10 protein-coding genes are annotated in these 16,980 nt (G+C 64.4%); 8 read left to right on the top strand and 2 right to left on the bottom strand.

The features are described 5' to 3' along the window. The first annotated feature begins 1 nt into the window (after window position 1). The 3 genes from LRQ04_RS08690 to LRQ04_RS08680 all read left to right on the top strand — a co-directional run bounded on the left by LRQ04_RS08690 (window position 2) and on the right by LRQ04_RS08680 (window position 5,284). Entirely contained in the window at window positions 2-2,527 is a 2,526-nt protein-coding gene (locus tag LRQ04_RS08690) for an MMPL family transporter (RefSeq protein WP_235519470.1), read from the top strand. A gap of 149 nt (window positions 2,528-2,676) precedes the next feature. After that, entirely contained in the window at window positions 2,677-3,351 is a 675-nt protein-coding gene (locus LRQ04_RS08685) for a nucleoside triphosphate pyrophosphatase (RefSeq protein ID WP_235519468.1), read from the top strand. Between the two features lie 118 nt (window positions 3,352-3,469). Continuing rightward, window positions 3,470-5,284 carry a biotin carboxylase N-terminal domain-containing protein gene (locus LRQ04_RS08680; protein WP_235519466.1) on the top strand — a complete coding sequence of 605 codons (1,815 nt, stop codon included), beginning with the start codon at window positions 3,470-3,472 and terminating at the stop codon, window positions 5,282-5,284. Window positions 5,285-5,349: 65 nt separating this feature from the next. On the opposite strand, the gene LRQ04_RS08675 is transcribed toward LRQ04_RS08680, so the two are convergent. Further along, window positions 5,350-6,759 carry an MFS transporter gene (locus tag LRQ04_RS08675; RefSeq protein ID WP_235519464.1) on the bottom strand — a complete coding sequence of 470 codons (1,410 nt, stop codon included), beginning with the start codon at window positions 6,757-6,759 and terminating at the stop codon, window positions 5,350-5,352. A gap of 264 nt (window positions 6,760-7,023) precedes the next feature. Here LRQ04_RS08675 and LRQ04_RS08670 point away from each other — a divergent pair, with 264 nt between their 5' ends. From LRQ04_RS08670 to LRQ04_RS08660, 3 genes are read left to right on the top strand one after another with little or no spacing between them, the layout of a single operon-like run. Next, window positions 7,024-8,436, top strand: a complete 1,413-nt coding sequence (locus LRQ04_RS08670; RefSeq protein ID WP_235519463.1) for an MFS transporter — start codon at window positions 7,024-7,026, stop codon at window positions 8,434-8,436. Then, entirely contained in the window at window positions 8,437-10,644 is a 2,208-nt protein-coding gene (locus LRQ04_RS08665) for a molybdopterin oxidoreductase family protein (RefSeq protein ID WP_235519462.1), read from the top strand. Continuing rightward, the gene (locus LRQ04_RS08660; protein ID WP_235519461.1) at window positions 10,641-12,203 is read left to right on the top strand and encodes an FAD-dependent oxidoreductase; all 1,563 of its coding nucleotides are present in this window, start codon (window positions 10,641-10,643) and stop codon (window positions 12,201-12,203) included. The genes LRQ04_RS08665 and LRQ04_RS08660 overlap by 4 nt, the downstream gene beginning before the upstream one ends. A 343-nt stretch (window positions 12,204-12,546) precedes the next feature. Here the strand turns inward: LRQ04_RS08660 and LRQ04_RS08655 are convergent, their stop codons facing one another. Further along, the gene (locus tag LRQ04_RS08655) at window positions 12,547-13,956 is read right to left on the bottom strand and encodes an NAD(P)H-quinone dehydrogenase (RefSeq protein ID WP_235519460.1); all 1,410 of its coding nucleotides are present in this window, start codon (window positions 13,954-13,956) and stop codon (window positions 12,547-12,549) included. A 122-nt stretch (window positions 13,957-14,078) separates the two neighbouring features. Here LRQ04_RS08655 and LRQ04_RS08650 point away from each other — a divergent pair, with 122 nt between their 5' ends. Together LRQ04_RS08650 and LRQ04_RS08645 are read left to right on the top strand one after the other, a co-directional pair. After that, entirely contained in the window at window positions 14,079-14,879 is an 801-nt protein-coding gene (locus LRQ04_RS08650) for a purine-nucleoside phosphorylase (RefSeq protein ID WP_235519456.1), read from the top strand. A gap of 476 nt (window positions 14,880-15,355) precedes the next feature. After that, a complete protein-coding gene (locus tag LRQ04_RS08645; protein ID WP_235519454.1) occupies window positions 15,356-16,957 on the top strand; it encodes a glycoside hydrolase family 68 protein in 1,602 nt (533 codons plus the stop codon). Window positions 16,958-16,980 lie beyond the last annotated feature (23 nt).

The following is a 16,980-nucleotide window of genomic DNA, read 5'->3' as shown; positions in this document are numbered from 1 at the left end:
CATGGCTTCGTTCCTCTACCGGCTCGGCAAATTCTCGTACCGGCGCCGCTGGCTGGTGATCTCCATCTGGCTGGCCGTCCTGGTGGCCGTGGGCGGTTCAGCCGCAGCTTTCCACGGCACCATGTCCAACAACTTCACCATCCCCGGCACCGAAACCCAGCGGATGGCCGACAAGCTCAAGGAAGCCCTGCCTGCTTCCTCCGGCGGATCCGCGAGCGTCGTCTTTGACGCCGGCGACGCCGGTTTCGACCAAGCCAAGAGGGATGCCGTCGCGGCCGCTCTCGACAAACTCAAGGACATGCCCGACATCCAAGGGACGGTGAACCCGTTCACCACGCAAGAACAGCTGGATTCGGCGGCCAGCCAGATCGCCGACGGTGAAGCCAAGGCGGCGGCAGGTCAAGCCCAACTGGATGCCTCCCGCGCACAGCTGACGGCTGGCGAGGCGCAACTCGCCACGGCAGAGCAGCAGCTGGCGGCATCCGGCCTCACCCCCGCGCAGATTGACGCGCAGCTCGGTGCCAAGCGCGCTGAGCTCGCCGCGGGCAAGGAAAAGCTCGACGCCGGTGCTAAGGAGGCAGCCGACGGCGCCGCCACCTTGGCCCTCGCCAAGCGGCAGGCCGCTGCATCGGAGGGGCTCCGGTTCGTCTCCAGCGACAACAAGGCAGCAATCGCGCAGGTCCAGTTCAAGACCTCCATCAACGCGGTAGATCCAGCCGTCCGCAAGCAAGTGCAGGACATCGTTCACGAGGTATCTTCCGCAGGCGTCACGGCATATGCCAGCAAGGAAATCACTGAGGACGTCTCCCAGATCTTTGGCATTGCGGAAATCGTGGGCGTGGCCGTTGCCGCGTTGGTTCTGATCCTTATGCTCGGCACCCTGGTCGCGGCCGGCCTTCCGCTGGTGATGGCTTTGATCGGTGTCGCGGTTGGCGTCGGTGGCACGTTCGCGCTCACCAGCGTTATCGACATGAGCTCCATCTCCCCGATGCTCGCCCTGATGCTGGGCCTCGCGGTGGGTATCGACTACTCCCTGTTCATCGTCAACCGCCACCGCGGCCAACTCTTGGCAGGCATGGACGGCGAAGAATCCGCGGCCCTCGCCACGGGTACCTCCGGCAACGCCGTGTTGTTCGCGGGCCTCACCGTCATCATCGCGCTGGCTGCCCTGGTGGTCCCCGGACTTCCCTTCCTCGCAGTCATGGGTGTCGCCGCCGCCGCGACAGTGGCGGTCGCCGTCGTCGTCGCATTGACCCTGACGCCCGCCATCCTGGCGCTGATCGGCCGCCGGCTCATCTCCAAGCGCGCCTGGGCCAAGGCCGCCAAGCACAATGCCGAACCGGGTCACGAAGCAGCCGACCGCGCGCTTGAAGAGAAACGCAGCAGCGGTGGCTGGGGCGGCCTTGTTACCCGGCATCCGTGGGTTGCTTTGATCCTCAGCGTCGTCCTGCTCGGAGCCGTTGCTCTGCCGGCTTCCCAATTGCGGCTTGCACTGCCCGACGGCGGGTCCGAACCTGTCGATTCACAGGCGTTCCAGGCCTATGACCTCACCCGCAGCAGCTTCGGCGAAGGCATGACGGGCCCGATCATCGTGGTCGCCGAGTTCCCTGAAGGGCTGAGCGAAAACGACGCCAAGAACAAACAGTACGATGTCGCCGACAAGCTGCGGGGCGTGGACAACGTGATCGCCGCAGTGCCCGTGGCCCTCAGCGAGGACCTGCGAACCGCCGTCTACCAGGTGATCCCTAAAGAGGGACCCGCCAGCGCCAGCACCGTCCAGGTGGTTTCCGATGTCCGCGCCAAGGGCACGGACATCCGTGAACAGAACGATGTGACCATCGGACTGACCGGCCAGACGGCCGGCAACATCGATGTGTCCGCCAAACTTGGTGCGGCACTGCCCCCTTACCTCGCAATTGTGGTGGGACTTTCGCTGATCCTGCTCCTGCTGGTGTTCCGCTCGATCGTCGTTCCGCTGCTGGCCACGGGTGGCTTCCTGCTCTCGCTGGCCGCCGCTTTCGGTGCCGTGGTTGCCGTGTACCAGTGGGGCTGGTTGGGTGGAATCTTCGACGTCGCCAACCCAGGCGCCGTCCTGAGCTTCCTGCCCATCATTTTGATCGGCGTGCTGTTTGGCCTGGCCATGGACTACCAGGTGTTCATCACCTCCGGCATGCGCGAATCGTTCATGCACGGCGAGTCCGCCAAGCACGCGGTCCGGTCCGGGTTCAGCCACGCCGCGGCCGTGGTCACCGCCGCCGCCATCATCATGGTCAGCGTGTTCTCCGGCTTCATCTTCAGCCACCTCACCATGGTCCGGCCCCTGGGCTTTGCGATGGCGTTCGGCGTGCTCATCGATGCGTTCGTGGTCCGCATGACCATCGTTCCGGCCGTGATGTACCTGTTGGGCGAAAAAGCCTGGTGGCTGCCCAAGTGGCTCCAGCGGATCCTCCCGGACGTGGACGTCGAAGGCGCCAAGCTCACCCGCAGCGACCGCCCCAAGGCCGGATCCGGAGAGCTGGTCCACTAACGCTCCTCCACGTAATCACCCCTTCAACCCGACGCTCCATCACTTGCTTCACGCCAGTGATGGAGCCTCGGGCGTTTAAGCGGAGATGTGAGAGAGCGTCCGCGGGAAGCAGGCGGGATGTGAGCGAGGGTCGTATTAGGCTGGAGGGCGTGACCCGATTGATCCTCGCCTCCCAGTCCCCCGCCCGCACCAAGCTGCTCACGGAGGCGGGCATCCAGCATGAGATCCTGGTCTCGGAAGTCGATGAGGATGCAGTCCAGGCGAAGTACGGCGTGACGGACGCCCACGACACCGCCCTGCTGCTCGCCCGGGCCAAGGCAGAAGCCGTTGCAGCCCTCCCCGAAGCTGAAGGCGCCCTGGTAATCGGGTGCGACTCGGTGTTCGAATTCGACGGCGAGTCCCACGGTAAGCCCTACACCGCGGAAGTCGCCCGGGAGCGGATGCTTCGCATGAGCGGCTCGCAGGGAGTATTGCACACAGGGCACTGGCTGGTTGACTGCCGCGATACCGCAGCTGACGCGGACGAAGACGCAGCTGCCGGCGACTGGTCCCCGGACGGCACAGGCGCCACGGTGGGCGGGGTCTCCAGCGCGGAAGTTCACTTCGCGCAGATGTCCGAAAGCGAGATCGACGCCTACATCGCTACCGGCGAGCCCCTGCACTGCGCCGGATCCTTCACCATCGACGGCCTGGGTGGGGCCTTCATCCGCAAGGTCGACGGCGACCCGCACGCCGTCGTCGGGCTTTCCATCTCCACCCTCCGGGATCTGCTGGTGCACGCGAACGTAGGCATCACAGAGCTGTGGAACTCAAACAGCCAGTAGAAGCAATTTGTAGCAACCCTACAAAGGAACATCGCCTCACACACGGAATCCCCCATCAATATGGGCGGAACCCTCACAATCACGCTAGGCTCCCTGAAGGACAGAAGGAGTCAACAACTTGTCAGCTAACCCGGCGCAGCCCATTTCCAGCCCTCTTACCAAGGTCTTGATTGCCAACCGCGGCGAAATCGCGGTCCGCATCATCCGAGCCGCCCGGGACGAAGGCATTGCCTCCGTGGCGGTTTACGCCGACCCTGACCGCGATGCCCTCCACGTTCGCCTCGCCGATGAAGCCTACGCTTTGGGTGGCAACACCGCTGCCGAGTCGTACCTGGTGATGGACAAGATCATTGAGGTTGCCAAGCAGTCCGGCGCCGACGGCATCCACCCCGGTTACGGCTTCCTGGCCGAGAACGCCGAGTTTGCTGCGAAGGTCATCGACGCCGGTATCACCTGGATCGGCCCCTCCCCCGAGGCCATCTCCGCGTTGGGTGACAAGGTCCAGGCCCGCCACATCGCCGAAAAGGTGGGGGCTCCGCTGGTCCCTGGCACGGCCGACCCCGTCCAGGATGCCGACGAAATCCTGAAGTTCGCCGAGGAATTCGGACTTCCTGTCGCCATCAAGGCTGCCTTCGGCGGTGGCGGGCGTGGCATCAAGGTGGCCCGCACCATGGACGAAATCCCTGAACTGTACGAGTCTGCCGTGCGCGAAGCCACCGCAGCCTTCGGCCGCGGCGAGTGCTTCATCGAGCGTTTCCTCGATGCACCGCGCCACGTTGAGACGCAGTGCCTGGCCGACGGCTTCGGCAACGTGGTTGTGGTCTCCACCCGCGACTGCTCCCTGCAGCGCCGCAACCAGAAACTTGTCGAGGAAGCTCCCGCGCCGTACCTGAGCGAAGAGCAGGTCAAGCGCCTCTACGAATCCTCCAAGGCCATCCTCAAGGAGGCCAACTACCTTGGTGCCGGCACCTGTGAGTTCCTGGTGGGCCAGGATGGCACCATTTCCTTCCTCGAGGTCAACACCCGGCTCCAGGTGGAGCACTGCGTATCCGAAGAAGTCACGGGCATCGACCTGGTCCGCGAGCAGTTCCGCATTGCCCGCGGTGAAGCCCTCGGCTACGAGGACCCCGAGGTCCGTGGGCACTCCTTCGAGTTCCGCATCACGGGCGAAGACCCGGGCCGCAACTTCATGCCCGCCCCTGGCACCATCACCACCCTGAAGAACCCGACCGGACCCGGCGTCCGGATCGATTCCGGCGTGGATCAGGGAGACGTCATCAGTGGCAACTTCGACTCCATGCTCTCCAAGCTGATCGTCACCGGCGCTACCCGCGAGCAGGCCCTGCAGCGTTCACGCCGCGCCTTGGAAGAGATGGTGGTGGAGGGTATCCCCACCGTTATTCCTTTCGACCTGGCAGTGGTCACCGACCCCGACTTCGCCCCGGCTGAGGGTCCTTTCAAGGTTCACACCCGCTGGATCGAAACTGAGTTCGTCAACAGCATCCCGGCTTGGTCTGCCAGCACGGCCGGCGCAGAAAACCCCGACGCCGGTGAGCGCCAGCGCGTCGTCGTCGAGGTTGGCGGAAAGCGCCTTGAGGTCGTCCTGCCTTCCGGCTTGGGTGGCGGAGTGGCTGCCGTCTCGAGTGGCTCGGGCCCCAAGTCCGGGAAGTCCAAAAAGCGCTCCCGTTCCGCTGGTGCTACGGCTGCTGCGGCCGGCGGCAACGCCCTGACGTCGCCCATGCAGGGCACCATCGTCAAGGTGGCAGCCTCTGAAGGCGACGTCGTGGCCGAGGGCGACCTGATCGTCGTCCTCGAAGCCATGAAGATGGAGCAGCCCCTCACAGCCCACAAGGCCGGCACCATTCGCGGCCTGTCCGCCGCGGCAGGCGAGACCGTCGCCGCCGGCGCCGTCATCGCCACCATCGAGGACTAAGAACAACCGCTTAACGACGTCGGCCCCGCACCAAACGGTGCGGGGCCGACGTCGTTAAGGCGTACTTAGGCTACGTTGTTCTCGTAGTCGGTGTCCTTGGTTTCACGCGTCAACCACAGGGCGATGAAGGTCACCACAGCGGCGACGGCCATGTAGACACCCACCAACCAGGTGCTTCCGTTCGCTGCCGACCAGAGTGCGATGGCCACGAACGATGCCGGGGCGGCGCCGATCATGGACGACAGGTTGTAAGCGACCGCAGAACCTGTGTATCGGACATTTGCCGGGAAGAGCTCGGGCAGGATGGCGGCCATGGGACCGAACGTCAGGCCCATGAGCGTGAAGCCAACAATGAGTCCAACCATGGCGGCGGCCTGGCCAGGGCCGAACATGGTGAACCAGAGCGCACCGAAGACGAAGATGCCGGCGGTGACGCCCAGCAGGAACTTGCGGCGGCCCCACCTCTCAGCCAGCGGCCCGGAAACCACCGTGAAGATGCCGAAGAAGACCACGCCGATGATCAGCATCCACAGGAAGTCAGAGCGGGTAATGCCCAGTCCGGGAACGAATGCTGCGATTTGGTCAGCTGTCATGGGCTTGCCGGCTTTTTCGGCGGCGGCCTGGGCACCGGCCAGGGTGGGCTTGGTGCCGTAGGACAAAGTGAACGTGGTCATGATGTAGAAGAGCACGTAGGTGGCGAACATGATGAAGGTACCGGCCACCACGGGGCGCCAGTGGCTCTTGAGTGTGGCTGCGAGGGGCAGCTTCTGGACCTTCTCCTGCTGGATGACCTTGGTGAAGGACACGCTTTCCACCAGCTTCAACCGGACGTAGAGGCCCACGATGACCAGCACGGCACTGAGGATGAACGGAACCCGCCAGCCCCATGCGAGGAACTCTTCGGCGGTCAGTGCCACGTTCATCCAGATGAAGATGACGTTGGCAATGATGAAGCCGATCGGGGCACCAAGCTGCGGGAACGTTCCGTAGATGGCGCGCTTGCCTTCCGGAGCGTTCTCGGTGGCGAGCAAAGCCGCGCCGGACCATTCTCCACCAAGGGCGAGGCCTTGGAAGAAGCGCAGAACCACCAGGAGGATGGGCGCCAGGATGGCCCAACCCGGCATGGATGCCGTAGGCAGGAGTCCGATCAGGAACGTGGCAATACCCATGGTCAGAAGCGAAGCGACCAGGGTGCCCTTGCGGCCGATCTTGTCACCAAAGTGTCCGAAGACCACTGCGCCGATGGGGCGGGCGAAGAAGGCCACGCCGAAGATGGCAAACGCACTGAGCAACGCGTTGATATCAGTGGCGTCCGGGAAGAAGAGCTTCGGGAAGACGAGTACCGACGCGGTGGCATAGGCGTAGAAGTCGTAGAACTCGATCGTCGTGCCGATCAGGCTGGCGAAGATCACTTTGCCCCGCGAGTTCACCGGCTGAGTGGACTCGCCTTCCTTGGATGGTGCGGTGGAAGACATGTAGTTGCAGCTTTCGTTCACATGGATTATTCGAGAGTTCAATAATAGTTCCCGCTGTCCATTGACTGGACAACCAAGTCCAACATGCGGACAGCCGCAGAAATCCCAAGATGTGGTCTGCGCCACAATACCTCACCACGGTCTCACGCGCCGGTGACCCCGCCGATAGGGAAATGTCACAGGGCGTTTACAAACAGCGTCCGTCCGTGAAATGCGCCAAACCTACCTTGGAAGAACAACGTCCCCCACCAAGGAGGCACTCCCGTGACTGTTGATAGCACCGCAGATGCACTGGTTCCCGTCCAGTCCACTGCTGCCGCCACCCCCACCCTTGAACACCGCCCCGGCCGCTGGATCGCCAACTGGGATGCCGAGGACAAGGGCCAGTGGGAAGCCGAAGGCCGGTCCATCGCCAAGCGAAACCTGTATTGGTCCATCTTCGCCGAATTCCTCGGATTCGTTGTGTGGCAGCTGTGGTCCATCGTGGTTGTCCAGCTCCCCGCCGCCGGTTTCACGTTTGATTCCAACCAGATCTTCTGGCTCATCTCCATTCCCAGCCTCGTAGGCGCAACACTCCGTATCCCCTACACCTTCATGGTTCCGAAGTTCGGTGGCCGGAACTGGACCATCGTCTCGGCACTCCTGCTCCTGATCCCCACCACGGGATTGGCGATCTGCGTCTCCAACCCGGAAACGCCGTTCGGTGTCATGCTTCTCATCGCCGCCCTTGCAGGCTTCGGTGGCGGCAACTTCGCCAGCTCCATGGCCAACATCACCTTCTTCTACCCGGCCCGCGAAAAGGGTTGGGCGCTGGGCCTGAACGCCGCCGGCGGAAACCTGGGTGCCGCCGTCGCGCAGCTTGTTGTTCCGATCGCCATCACGCTCCTGGCGGCGGGAACGGTCAACCTTCCCGTGGCCGGCATCATCTGGATTCCCCTGATCCTCATCGCCGCCTTCGGCGCCTGGAAGTACATGAACAACCTCACCAGCGCCAAAGGCGATGTGGCCGGCTCGCTGGCGGCCCTCAAGGAACCGCACCTGTGGGTCATGGCGTTTCTGTACATCGGTACCTTCGGTTCCTTCATCGGCTTTGCGGGCGTCTTCCCCAAACTGATCAAGGACTACTTCCCGGACTTCTCCTCCATCCACGTCGGCGCAGTTGCGCTCTCACTTGCCTTCCTCGGCCCGCTTGTCGGCTCCCTGGCCCGCCCCTACGGCGGACGCATGGCCGACCGGATGGGCGGGGCGCGAATGACCATTGCCTCCTTCGCTTCCATGGCCGTCATCACCCTCACCATGATCTGGACGTTGCCGCTGAAGAACTTCTGGCTCTTCCTCACACTGTTCCTGCTCCTCTTCCTGGCGAGCGGCTTTGGTAACGGCGCAACATACCGCATGATCCCGGTCATCTTCGCCACCTCCAGCAGGGCTGCACGGAACGGAGCCAGCAGCGCGGCCACCGCCCGGCTTGCAGCATCCTCACTGGGCCTGATCTCGGCGATCGGCGCCTATGGCGGCTTCGTCATCCCGCAGGTGCTCAACGCCTCCAACACCACCGCAGGTTCCTACACGCCGGCGTTCTACGGATTCGTGGGAGCGTACGTCCTGATGCTCACCGTTTGCTGGGTCTGCTACATCCGCCCGGCCCGGAAGCGCAACACGATCGGACACATCTAGATGCCCAACGGCGCCGATACCCACTGCCCCTACTGCGCGCTCCAGTGCGCCATGACGCTGACCCCGGCCACGACGGACTCCGCCGCGCCGGGGCCAGTGGCGGCACCCACCGCAGAACCCGCGCACCCCACACCGCCCCTGGAGGTTTCAGGACGCGACTTCCCCACCAACCGGGGCGGGCTGTGCCGCAAAGGCTGGACATCGGCGTCGTTGCTGCATCACAACGGCCGGGTCACCGAACCCCTCCTCAAGGGATCGGACGGCGTCCACCAACCGATCTCCTGGGACCAAGCGCTCATGCTCATCGCAGCGGCCGTCAAGGACACCCAAAAGCAACACGGAAACGATGCGGTGGGCGTCTTCGGGGGCGGCGGCCTCACCAACGAGAAGGCGTACCAGTTGGGAAAGTTCGCGCGGCTGGCGCTGCGGACCTCCCGCATCGACTACAACGGCCGGTTCTGCATGTCCTCGGCTGCTGCGGCAGGCAACCGTGCGTTCGGCGTGGACCGCGGCCTCCCCTTCCCGGTAACGGACCTGGACACCGCGTCCGTCATCCTCATGCTCGGTTCCAACGTTGCCGAGACCATGCCACCCTTCGTCCCGCACCTGCAGGGCGCCCGCGACGCCGGCGGCCTGATCGTGGTGGATCCGCGACGCTCGGCTACTGCTGCGTTGACGTCCGACGGCGGCGGCCTCCACCTGCAGCCGACCCCCGGTACCGATTTGGCCCTCCTTTTGGGCATCTCCCATGTGGTGGTGCACGAAGGACTGGTGGATGCGGAGTTCATCGCAGCAAAGACCACCGGTTACGCAGCTTTAGTGCGCAGCCTCAATGCCTTCTGGCCCGAACGCGTCCAGACCATCACAGGTGTTCCCGCGAACCTCATCCGGGAGACCGCCCGGCGGCTGGCGCACGGTGTCCGCACCGGCGGCAGCTACATCCTCAGTGGCCGCGGCGTGGAACAGCACGTGGACGGCACGGATACAGCCACGGCAGCGATCAACCTCAGCCTTCTCCTCGGCCTGCCAGGTTCGGCGCGCAGTGGCTATGGCACACTCACCGGCCAGGGCAACGGCCAGGGCGGCCGCGAACACGGGCAAAAGGCCGATCAGCTCCCGGGTTACCGCAAGATCACCGATCCCGCCGCCCGCGCCCACATCGCCAAGGTGTGGGGAGTCGATGAGTCACTGATCCCCGGACCTGGACTGCCCGCCGTCGAACTCCTTAAGTCGCTCGGAAAAACCGACGGCGTCCGCTGCCTTTTCGTGCACGGCGCCAACGTTGTGGTGTCCGCGCCTGATACGAACGCCGTGACAGCCGGGCTGCGGGCTCTCGACTTTCTGGTTGTCTGTGATTTCTTCATGTCAGAGACGGCCGCCGAAGCGGATCTGGTCCTGCCCGTCACACAGTGGGCGGAGGAGGAAGGCACCTTGACCAACCTCGAGGGGCGGGTGATCCGGCGTCGTCAGGCGCTGACTCCTCCCCCAGGCGTCCGCAGCGAACTCTGGCTCATGGCCCGGCTCGCCGAACGTCTGGAAGCACCCTCCATTTTCAGTGACGACCCTGAGTCGGTGTTCGAAGAACTTCGTCTGGCCTCCGCCGGCGGCTTGGCTGATTACTCGGGCATCGACTACGCCATGCTGGACCGCGGGGAAGCGGCCTACTGGCCCTACCCCGTTGGCAGCACTGGTACGCCGCGGCTTTTCGGCGACGGCTTCGCGCACTCTGATGGCCGTGCCGTCATGGTGCCCGTGACCCCATCCAAGCGGGCCGTGCGTTCATTTGCGGATGACTCGCTGGCACTGGCTACCGGCCGTCTGCTGGAGCACTACCAGTCCGGCGCGCAAACCCGACGGGTCGAGGCACTGATGGCAGCCCAACCGCAGGCGCGGCTGCTAATCCACCCGGGCACCGCAGCTTCACGTGGGATTGCCGACGGCGACTACGCCACGGTCACGAACGAACGCGGCGAGGTCCTCTGCCGGGCCGAGCTCAGCAACTCTGTCCGGGCCGACACTGTTTTCCTGCCGTTCCACTTCCCCGGCCAGGAGAATGCCAACCGCCTCACGGAGGCGGCCACAGATCCCATTTCCGGCATGCCGGAGTTCAAGACCAGCCGTGTGTGGGTTAAGAAGGCCGGGGCAACCCCGGCGGCAGCAATCGCCGTCGGGGTTCGAGTGCCGGTTTACGTCAAGGAGGCTTTATGAGCGAGCGGATTGTCGTCGTAGGTTTCGGTCCCGTGGCAGCGCGCCTCGTGGACGAAATCCTCCCCGCCGTACGTTCGGGCCTGGTCCAGCTGATGGTGGTTGGACAGGAGCCGGAGGCTGCCTACAACCGCGTGATGGTTGCTGAACTGGGCGTGGGTCGGACCACTGCCGAGGCCCTCGCCATGGCTGACGCAGCAGAATTGATGGCCGACGGCGTCGACGTCAGGTTGGGCGTGAAGGTCAAGAGGATAGACCGGGCACGCCAGCACGTAGTGCTTTCCGATGGCAGCTCAGAGCATTACGACCGGTTGGTGTTCGCCACTGGTTCCCGTCCAGTCATTCCCAACCTCACCGGCCTCAACCCTGACCCTGCCGGACCTGTGCTTCCGGCGGGAGTGACGGCGTTGCGCGATCTCCGGGACGCCGCCGTCCTTCGTTCTGCGGTGGCCGATGGCAAGCGCGTGGTGGTGCTGGGCGGCGGTGTGCTGGGCTTGGAGACGGCACTGGCCGCCTCCGAGGAAGGTGCCTTGGCAACAGTCGTCCATAACGGGCCGTTCCCCCTGGGCCGGAGCATCGACCGCGGCAGCGGCTCCGTGCTGACCAACAGCTTGCGTTTGGGCGGAGTCAGGATGGCGGGCAACGCCCGCTCCACCGGTGTTGAAACGGCGGGTCCCGGAGGATCCTTCTCCGCCCTGTTGCTCGATGACGGTTCCGCGATCGACGGCGACCTGCTGGTGTTGTCCTGTGGCGTACGGCCCCGGATTGAACTGGCCGAAGGGTGTGGTCTTCCTACTGGCACCGGAATCTTGGTGGACCACCACCTCCGGACCTATCACGAGCCCCACATGTTCGCGATCGGCGACTGCGCGGAAGTGCGATGCCCCGACGCTGCCTGCACCGATTGCCGGAGTGCCACTGCTCCGTCAGGCCTGATGGGTCCGGGCTGGCGGCAGGCCGAATGGCTGGCCGAGTACCTCGTGGTCCTGGCCCGCGACGGACAGGCGGCCGCAGATGCCCTGGAAGCGCTTCCCCCGGAAAAGCCCGGTGTGGTGGTCCTGAAGGCGCGCGGCATCAACCTTGCCGTGGCGGGCGACAACCAGGCGGATCCCTGGGATGAAGAGCTATTGGAAGCCGGTGCTGCTTCCGGGCGCCCGCGGCGGCAGGTCTCGCAGTGGGCCGATCCCGAGCACGGCCGCTACGTAAAGATGACCACCCGGGGCGGTGTGCTGGAGGGCTTGGTGTCTGTGGGCATGCCCCGTACTGCTGCCGAACTGGTGGTCTTGTTTGAGCGCTCTTCCGAACTCCCCGCGGACCGGTCCTTGCTGCTGCGCCTGGATGGCCCGGACCAGCTGGACAGCGGCGCCACCAGCACCGACCCGCAACGGACCGTTTGCCGTTGCGCCGGGGTCAGCGCGGCCAGCATTGAAGATTCCATACTTGAGGGCTGCGACACGCTTGGCGAGGTTTCAAAGGCCACCCGGGCCGGTACAGGCTGCGGCGGGTGTCACGAGGACATCAAGGGCATCATCGAGAAACACTTCCAGGCCGCCGCAGCTTGAAGCCGCATAGTTTTTGGTTTGCCGCTCGGGTTCGGGGGTTCGCTGCGGAGCATGCCGTGCGCCCGGCATTCGCCGCAGCGAGCCATCGAATCGGACACTTAGGCTTCTCACGTGAACATCTCAGAGCAGGCCCCAGGGATCTTCGCGCGCGGAGGCTTGGACGTCGGAGAAGCTCCACAGCCTGCCGGGCCACGGTCCTGCGTTGCACATGCCCCTCGCTGAAGCCATCGCCGCTCTGCACACGTAGGAAGCACAAACGCCCGTTTCGATGGTTCGCTGCACATTAGACGGTAGGAATCGTCTGGTGCGCTGCGAACCGTCGAAACGGGCGTCGGCGTCACAACTACATGTGGACGTGCAAGCGGCGTGCGGCCTCGGAAATGGAGCCGGTCAGCGACGGGTATACCGTGAACGCGCTGGCCACGTCATCGACGTGGAGCTTCTGGGTGACGGCAACCGAGATCGGGAAGATGAGCTCGGAGGCGTTCGGGCCTACCACCACGCCACCGATCACGGTGCCGGATCCCTTGCGGGCGATGATCTTCACGAAGCCGTCCTTGGTGTTGCGCATCTTGGCGCGGGCATTGCTGAGCAGGGACAGCATCACAACATCGCCCTGGTACTTGCCGGACGCGAGGTCGGCCTCGGAAACGCCCACGGAGGCGATTTCCGGGGACGTGAAGATGTTGGACGCAACTTGGTTGAGCTTGAGTGGCTTCACGCCGTCGCCCATGAAGTGCGCGATCGCGATCCGGCCCTGCATGGCGGCCACGGATGCGAGGGCGAACACACCGGTGCAGTCGCCGGCCGCGTAGATGTTGGGGGCAGTGGTGCGGGAAACGCCGTCCACCTTGATGTGGCCGGATTCCGTGAGCGCCACGCCCGCTTCTTCAAGGCCGATTCCAGCGGTGTTGGGAATGGACCCAACACACACCAGGCAGTGCGTACCTGTCACGATCGATCCGTCACCCAAGGTGACCTTCACGCCGTCGTCCGTCCGCTCGACGGCGTTGGCGCGGGACTTCGACAAAACGCGCACGCCGCGGCGCTCAAAGACGCCTTCGAGCAGCTTGGCCGCATCCGTGTCCTCGCCAGGGAGGACCTGGTCGCGGCTGGAAATCAGGGTGACCTTGGAACCCAGGCCGTTGTAGGCAGAGGCGAACTCTGCGCCGGTCACGCCGGAACCCACCACGATCAGTTCTTCGGGAAGTTCGTCCAGGTTGTAGATCTGGGCCCAGTTGAGGATGCGTTCGCCGTCGGGCTTGGCGGTGGGGAGTTCACGCGGGTGGGCGCCAACGGCCAGCAGGATGGCGTCGGCGTCAATGGTGCGGGTGCCTTCGAGGGTCAGGACCTCGATGGTGTTGTTGTCCAGCAGCTTGCCCGAACCGATGACGATCTCCACGCCCAGGCGCTCCAGGCCCGCGCGGATGTCGTTCGACTGCCCATGGGCCAGGTTCAGGACGCGGTCGTTGATGTGCTTGAGGTCGGCGCGGGGCTTTGATGCCGCGCCGTCGCCGTCGAACTTCACTCCCAACTCGTCGGCCTCGCCGACGCGGGTCATGAGATCGGCAGTTGCGATGAGCGTTTTGGAAGGCACGACGTCGGTCAGCACGGCCGAGCCGCCAAGGCCCGCCCGCTCAACAATGGTGACGTGGGCACCGAGTGAGGCGGCCACCATGGCAGCTTCATATCCGCCGGGACCACCTCCCAGGATCGCGATACGGGGGGCACTGAAGTCAACTTGGGTGGTCACAATCCTCAATTCTCGCTCATTGCCACGCCGGCTGCCACTCAGCCCACCCTCACCCGCGCGTGCGTCCCTACCAAAGTCCCGTGGCCGCAAGGTAGCTTGTACCAGTGAGTAACACTGAGCTGATGAACACAGACCCCTTCGAAGCCGCCCAGGCCGCCGCAGACTTCATTGCAGCGGAAACCGGCATCGAGTCCCACGATGTTGCACTGGTGCTGGGATCCGGCTGGGCCGAGGCCGCCGATCTTATCGGCGAGACCACCGCGACCCTTAACGCCTCGGAGGTGCCCGGCTTCCACAAACCCGCTGTGGTGGGCCACGTTGGCACCATCCGCTCCGTCCTGACCAAGGAGGGCAAGCGGGCCTTGGTGCTTGGCGCGAGGACGCACTACTACGAAGGCAGGGGCGTCCGGTCGGTAGTCCACGGTGTCCGCACGGCTGCGGCCGCAGGGTGCAAGACACTGGTCCTCACCAACGGCTGTGGCGGCCTCAACGAGGACTGGACGCCGGGGACACCCGTGCTCATCAGCGACCACATCAACCTGACTGCGACCTCACCGCTTGAGGGCGCTACGTTCGTTGACCTCACCGACCTCTACTCTTCGCGGATCCGCGGCCTGGCCCGTGAAGTGGATCCATCCCTGCAGGAGGGTGTGTACGCGCAGTTCACCGGGCCGCACTACGAAACCCCGGCGGAAGTCCAGTACGCCAAGCGCATCGGCGCGGACCTTGTAGGCATGTCCACCGCCTTGGAAGCGATCGCAGGCCGCCACGCGGGCATGGAAGTCTTCGGGATCTCGCTGGTCACCAACCTCGCAGCCGGCATCAGCCCCGTTCCCTTGAGCCACGCCGAAGTCCTCGAAGCCGGCCAGGCCGCGGGCAAGCGGATCTCCAAGCTGCTGGCGGAGATTATCGCGAAGCTCTAGTAGCTCTCTGCGTCAGTCACATGCGTGGTCACCTTCCGGTGGCCACGCATTGCTGCTTTAAGGCTGCGTTTGTTGGTGCGCGCTAACAATTCTTCCGGCACGTAAACACACAGTAAATTCTCAGAATAAATATGATTTCTTCCGAAATATTTGACCCGCTTCCCGCGAATATGCCACGCGCGCACGTTCACAATGTAAGCGCTTGCACATCTACCGGCGGGTAGCTTTTTGGACCGCTGAAACGTCCTTTGATTTGCGACCTAACACGTGTCTAGCGTGGGAGCGTTCCGGTAAGTCGACGTGCCGGAGCGAACAGCAGCAAGTCCCCTCAAGGCCTTGCCGCACTCCCGAAACGATGGCGTCCTTCGATGACGCCTCCCGCGGCTCGATGGACGCCGGAGCAGGGAAACCCCATACCGGGGATCAGGGCATGCGCCCCACTCCACGAAGTCCAACACTCCGCGAGAAGAGCAAGCATGAACACGCACTCAACCCCTCAACGGCCACGCCGCCGTCTGCGACGGGCAGTAGCCGTCGCAGCGGCAGCCAGCGTGGCAGGCAGCATCCTGCTGCTCACGCCGGCTGCGCAAGCCAACCTGCCGGCCGACCCGCCGTCGAGCACCATGCCGGCGCCAACGCCCGGCTTCCCGCTGCCGAGCCTGCACACGCAACAGGCCTACGACCCCGCCGCGAACTTCACCTCCAAGTGGACGCGAGCCGACGCCAAACAGATCATGGCCCAGAGCAACCCCAACGTTGCGCCCGGTCAGAACTCCATGAGCCCCAACGTCACCATGCCGGAAATCCCCAAGGACTTCCCCGCCATGAACGACGACGTCTGGGTCTGGGACACCTGGTCCTTGACGGACGAGAACGCGAACCAGATCAGCTACAAGGGCTGGGACGTAATCTTCGCCCTCGTCGCCGACCGCCACGCAGGCTACGGCTTCGACCAGCGTCACTGGAACGCCCGAATCGGCTACTTCTTCCGAAAGACCAACGCCGATCCCGCCAAGGACAAATGGAACTACGGCGGCCACCTGTTCCTGGACAACACCTCCATCGGCAACACGGAATGGTCCGGCTCCACGCGCCTCATGCAGGGCAACAAGATCAATGTGTTCTATACGGCCACCACGTTCTACGACGTCGCCGAGCGCAACGCAGGCGGCGGCGGGATTGCCCCGGATGCGGCCATCGCAAAAGCCCTTGGCACCATCCACGCCACCAAGGACGGCGTGACCTTCGATGGTTTCCAGCACACCAAGCTGCTTGAGCCGGACGGAAAGCTGTACCAGAACAAAGCCCAGAACCCGGGCTTCGCCTTCCGTGATCCGTACACCTTCGCGGACCCCGCACACCCCGGCAAGACCTTCATGGTGTTCGAAGGCAACACCGGTGGCACCCGCGGCTCCTACAAGTGCAAGCAGGAAGACCTGGGCTACCGTCCGGGCGATCCGCACGCTGAGACAGTGGACCAGGTCAACAGCACCACCGGCGCCTGGTACCAGACCGCCAACGTGGGCCTGGCTGTGGCGGACAACAAGGACCTGACAAAGTGGAGCTTCCTCCCGCCGGTCCTGTCGGCCAACTGCGTCAACGACCAGACCGAGCGTCCGCAGATCTTCATCCAGAACGAGAACGGCAAGAACAAGTACTACCTGTTCACCATCAGCCACCAGTTCACCTACGCCGACGGCATGCGCGGCCCCGACGGCGTGTACGGCTTCGTCGGCGACGGCGTTCGTTCGGACTACCAGCCGGTCAACAACAGTGGCCTGGCTTTGGGCTCCCCCACGGACCTGAACATGCCGGCCAACGCGCCGGAAGGACCGGATCCGCGCCAGAACGGGCGGCAGTTCCAGGCCTACTCGCACTACGTCCAGCCGGGCGGCCTCGTCCAGTCATTCATCGACAACGTCGACGGCGTCCGCGGCGGTTCGCTCTCACCCACCGTGAAGATGAACTTCAAGGGCGGCGTGACCCAGGTTGACCGCAGCTTCGGCAAGAACGGCCTCGGCCCGTTCGGTTACCTGCCCACCAACGTCCGTGTTGGTGGCGAAGGCCTCTACAAGTAACACCCCCGGCCGTCAGGCCACGG

It is taken from the genome of Paenarthrobacter sp. AR 02 (assembly GCF_021538675.1).
Lineage (GTDB): Bacteria > Actinomycetota > Actinomycetes > Actinomycetales > Micrococcaceae > Arthrobacter.
Note: the sequence above shows the minus strand (reverse complement) of the source record. Positions and strands in the feature narration are given on the sequence as shown.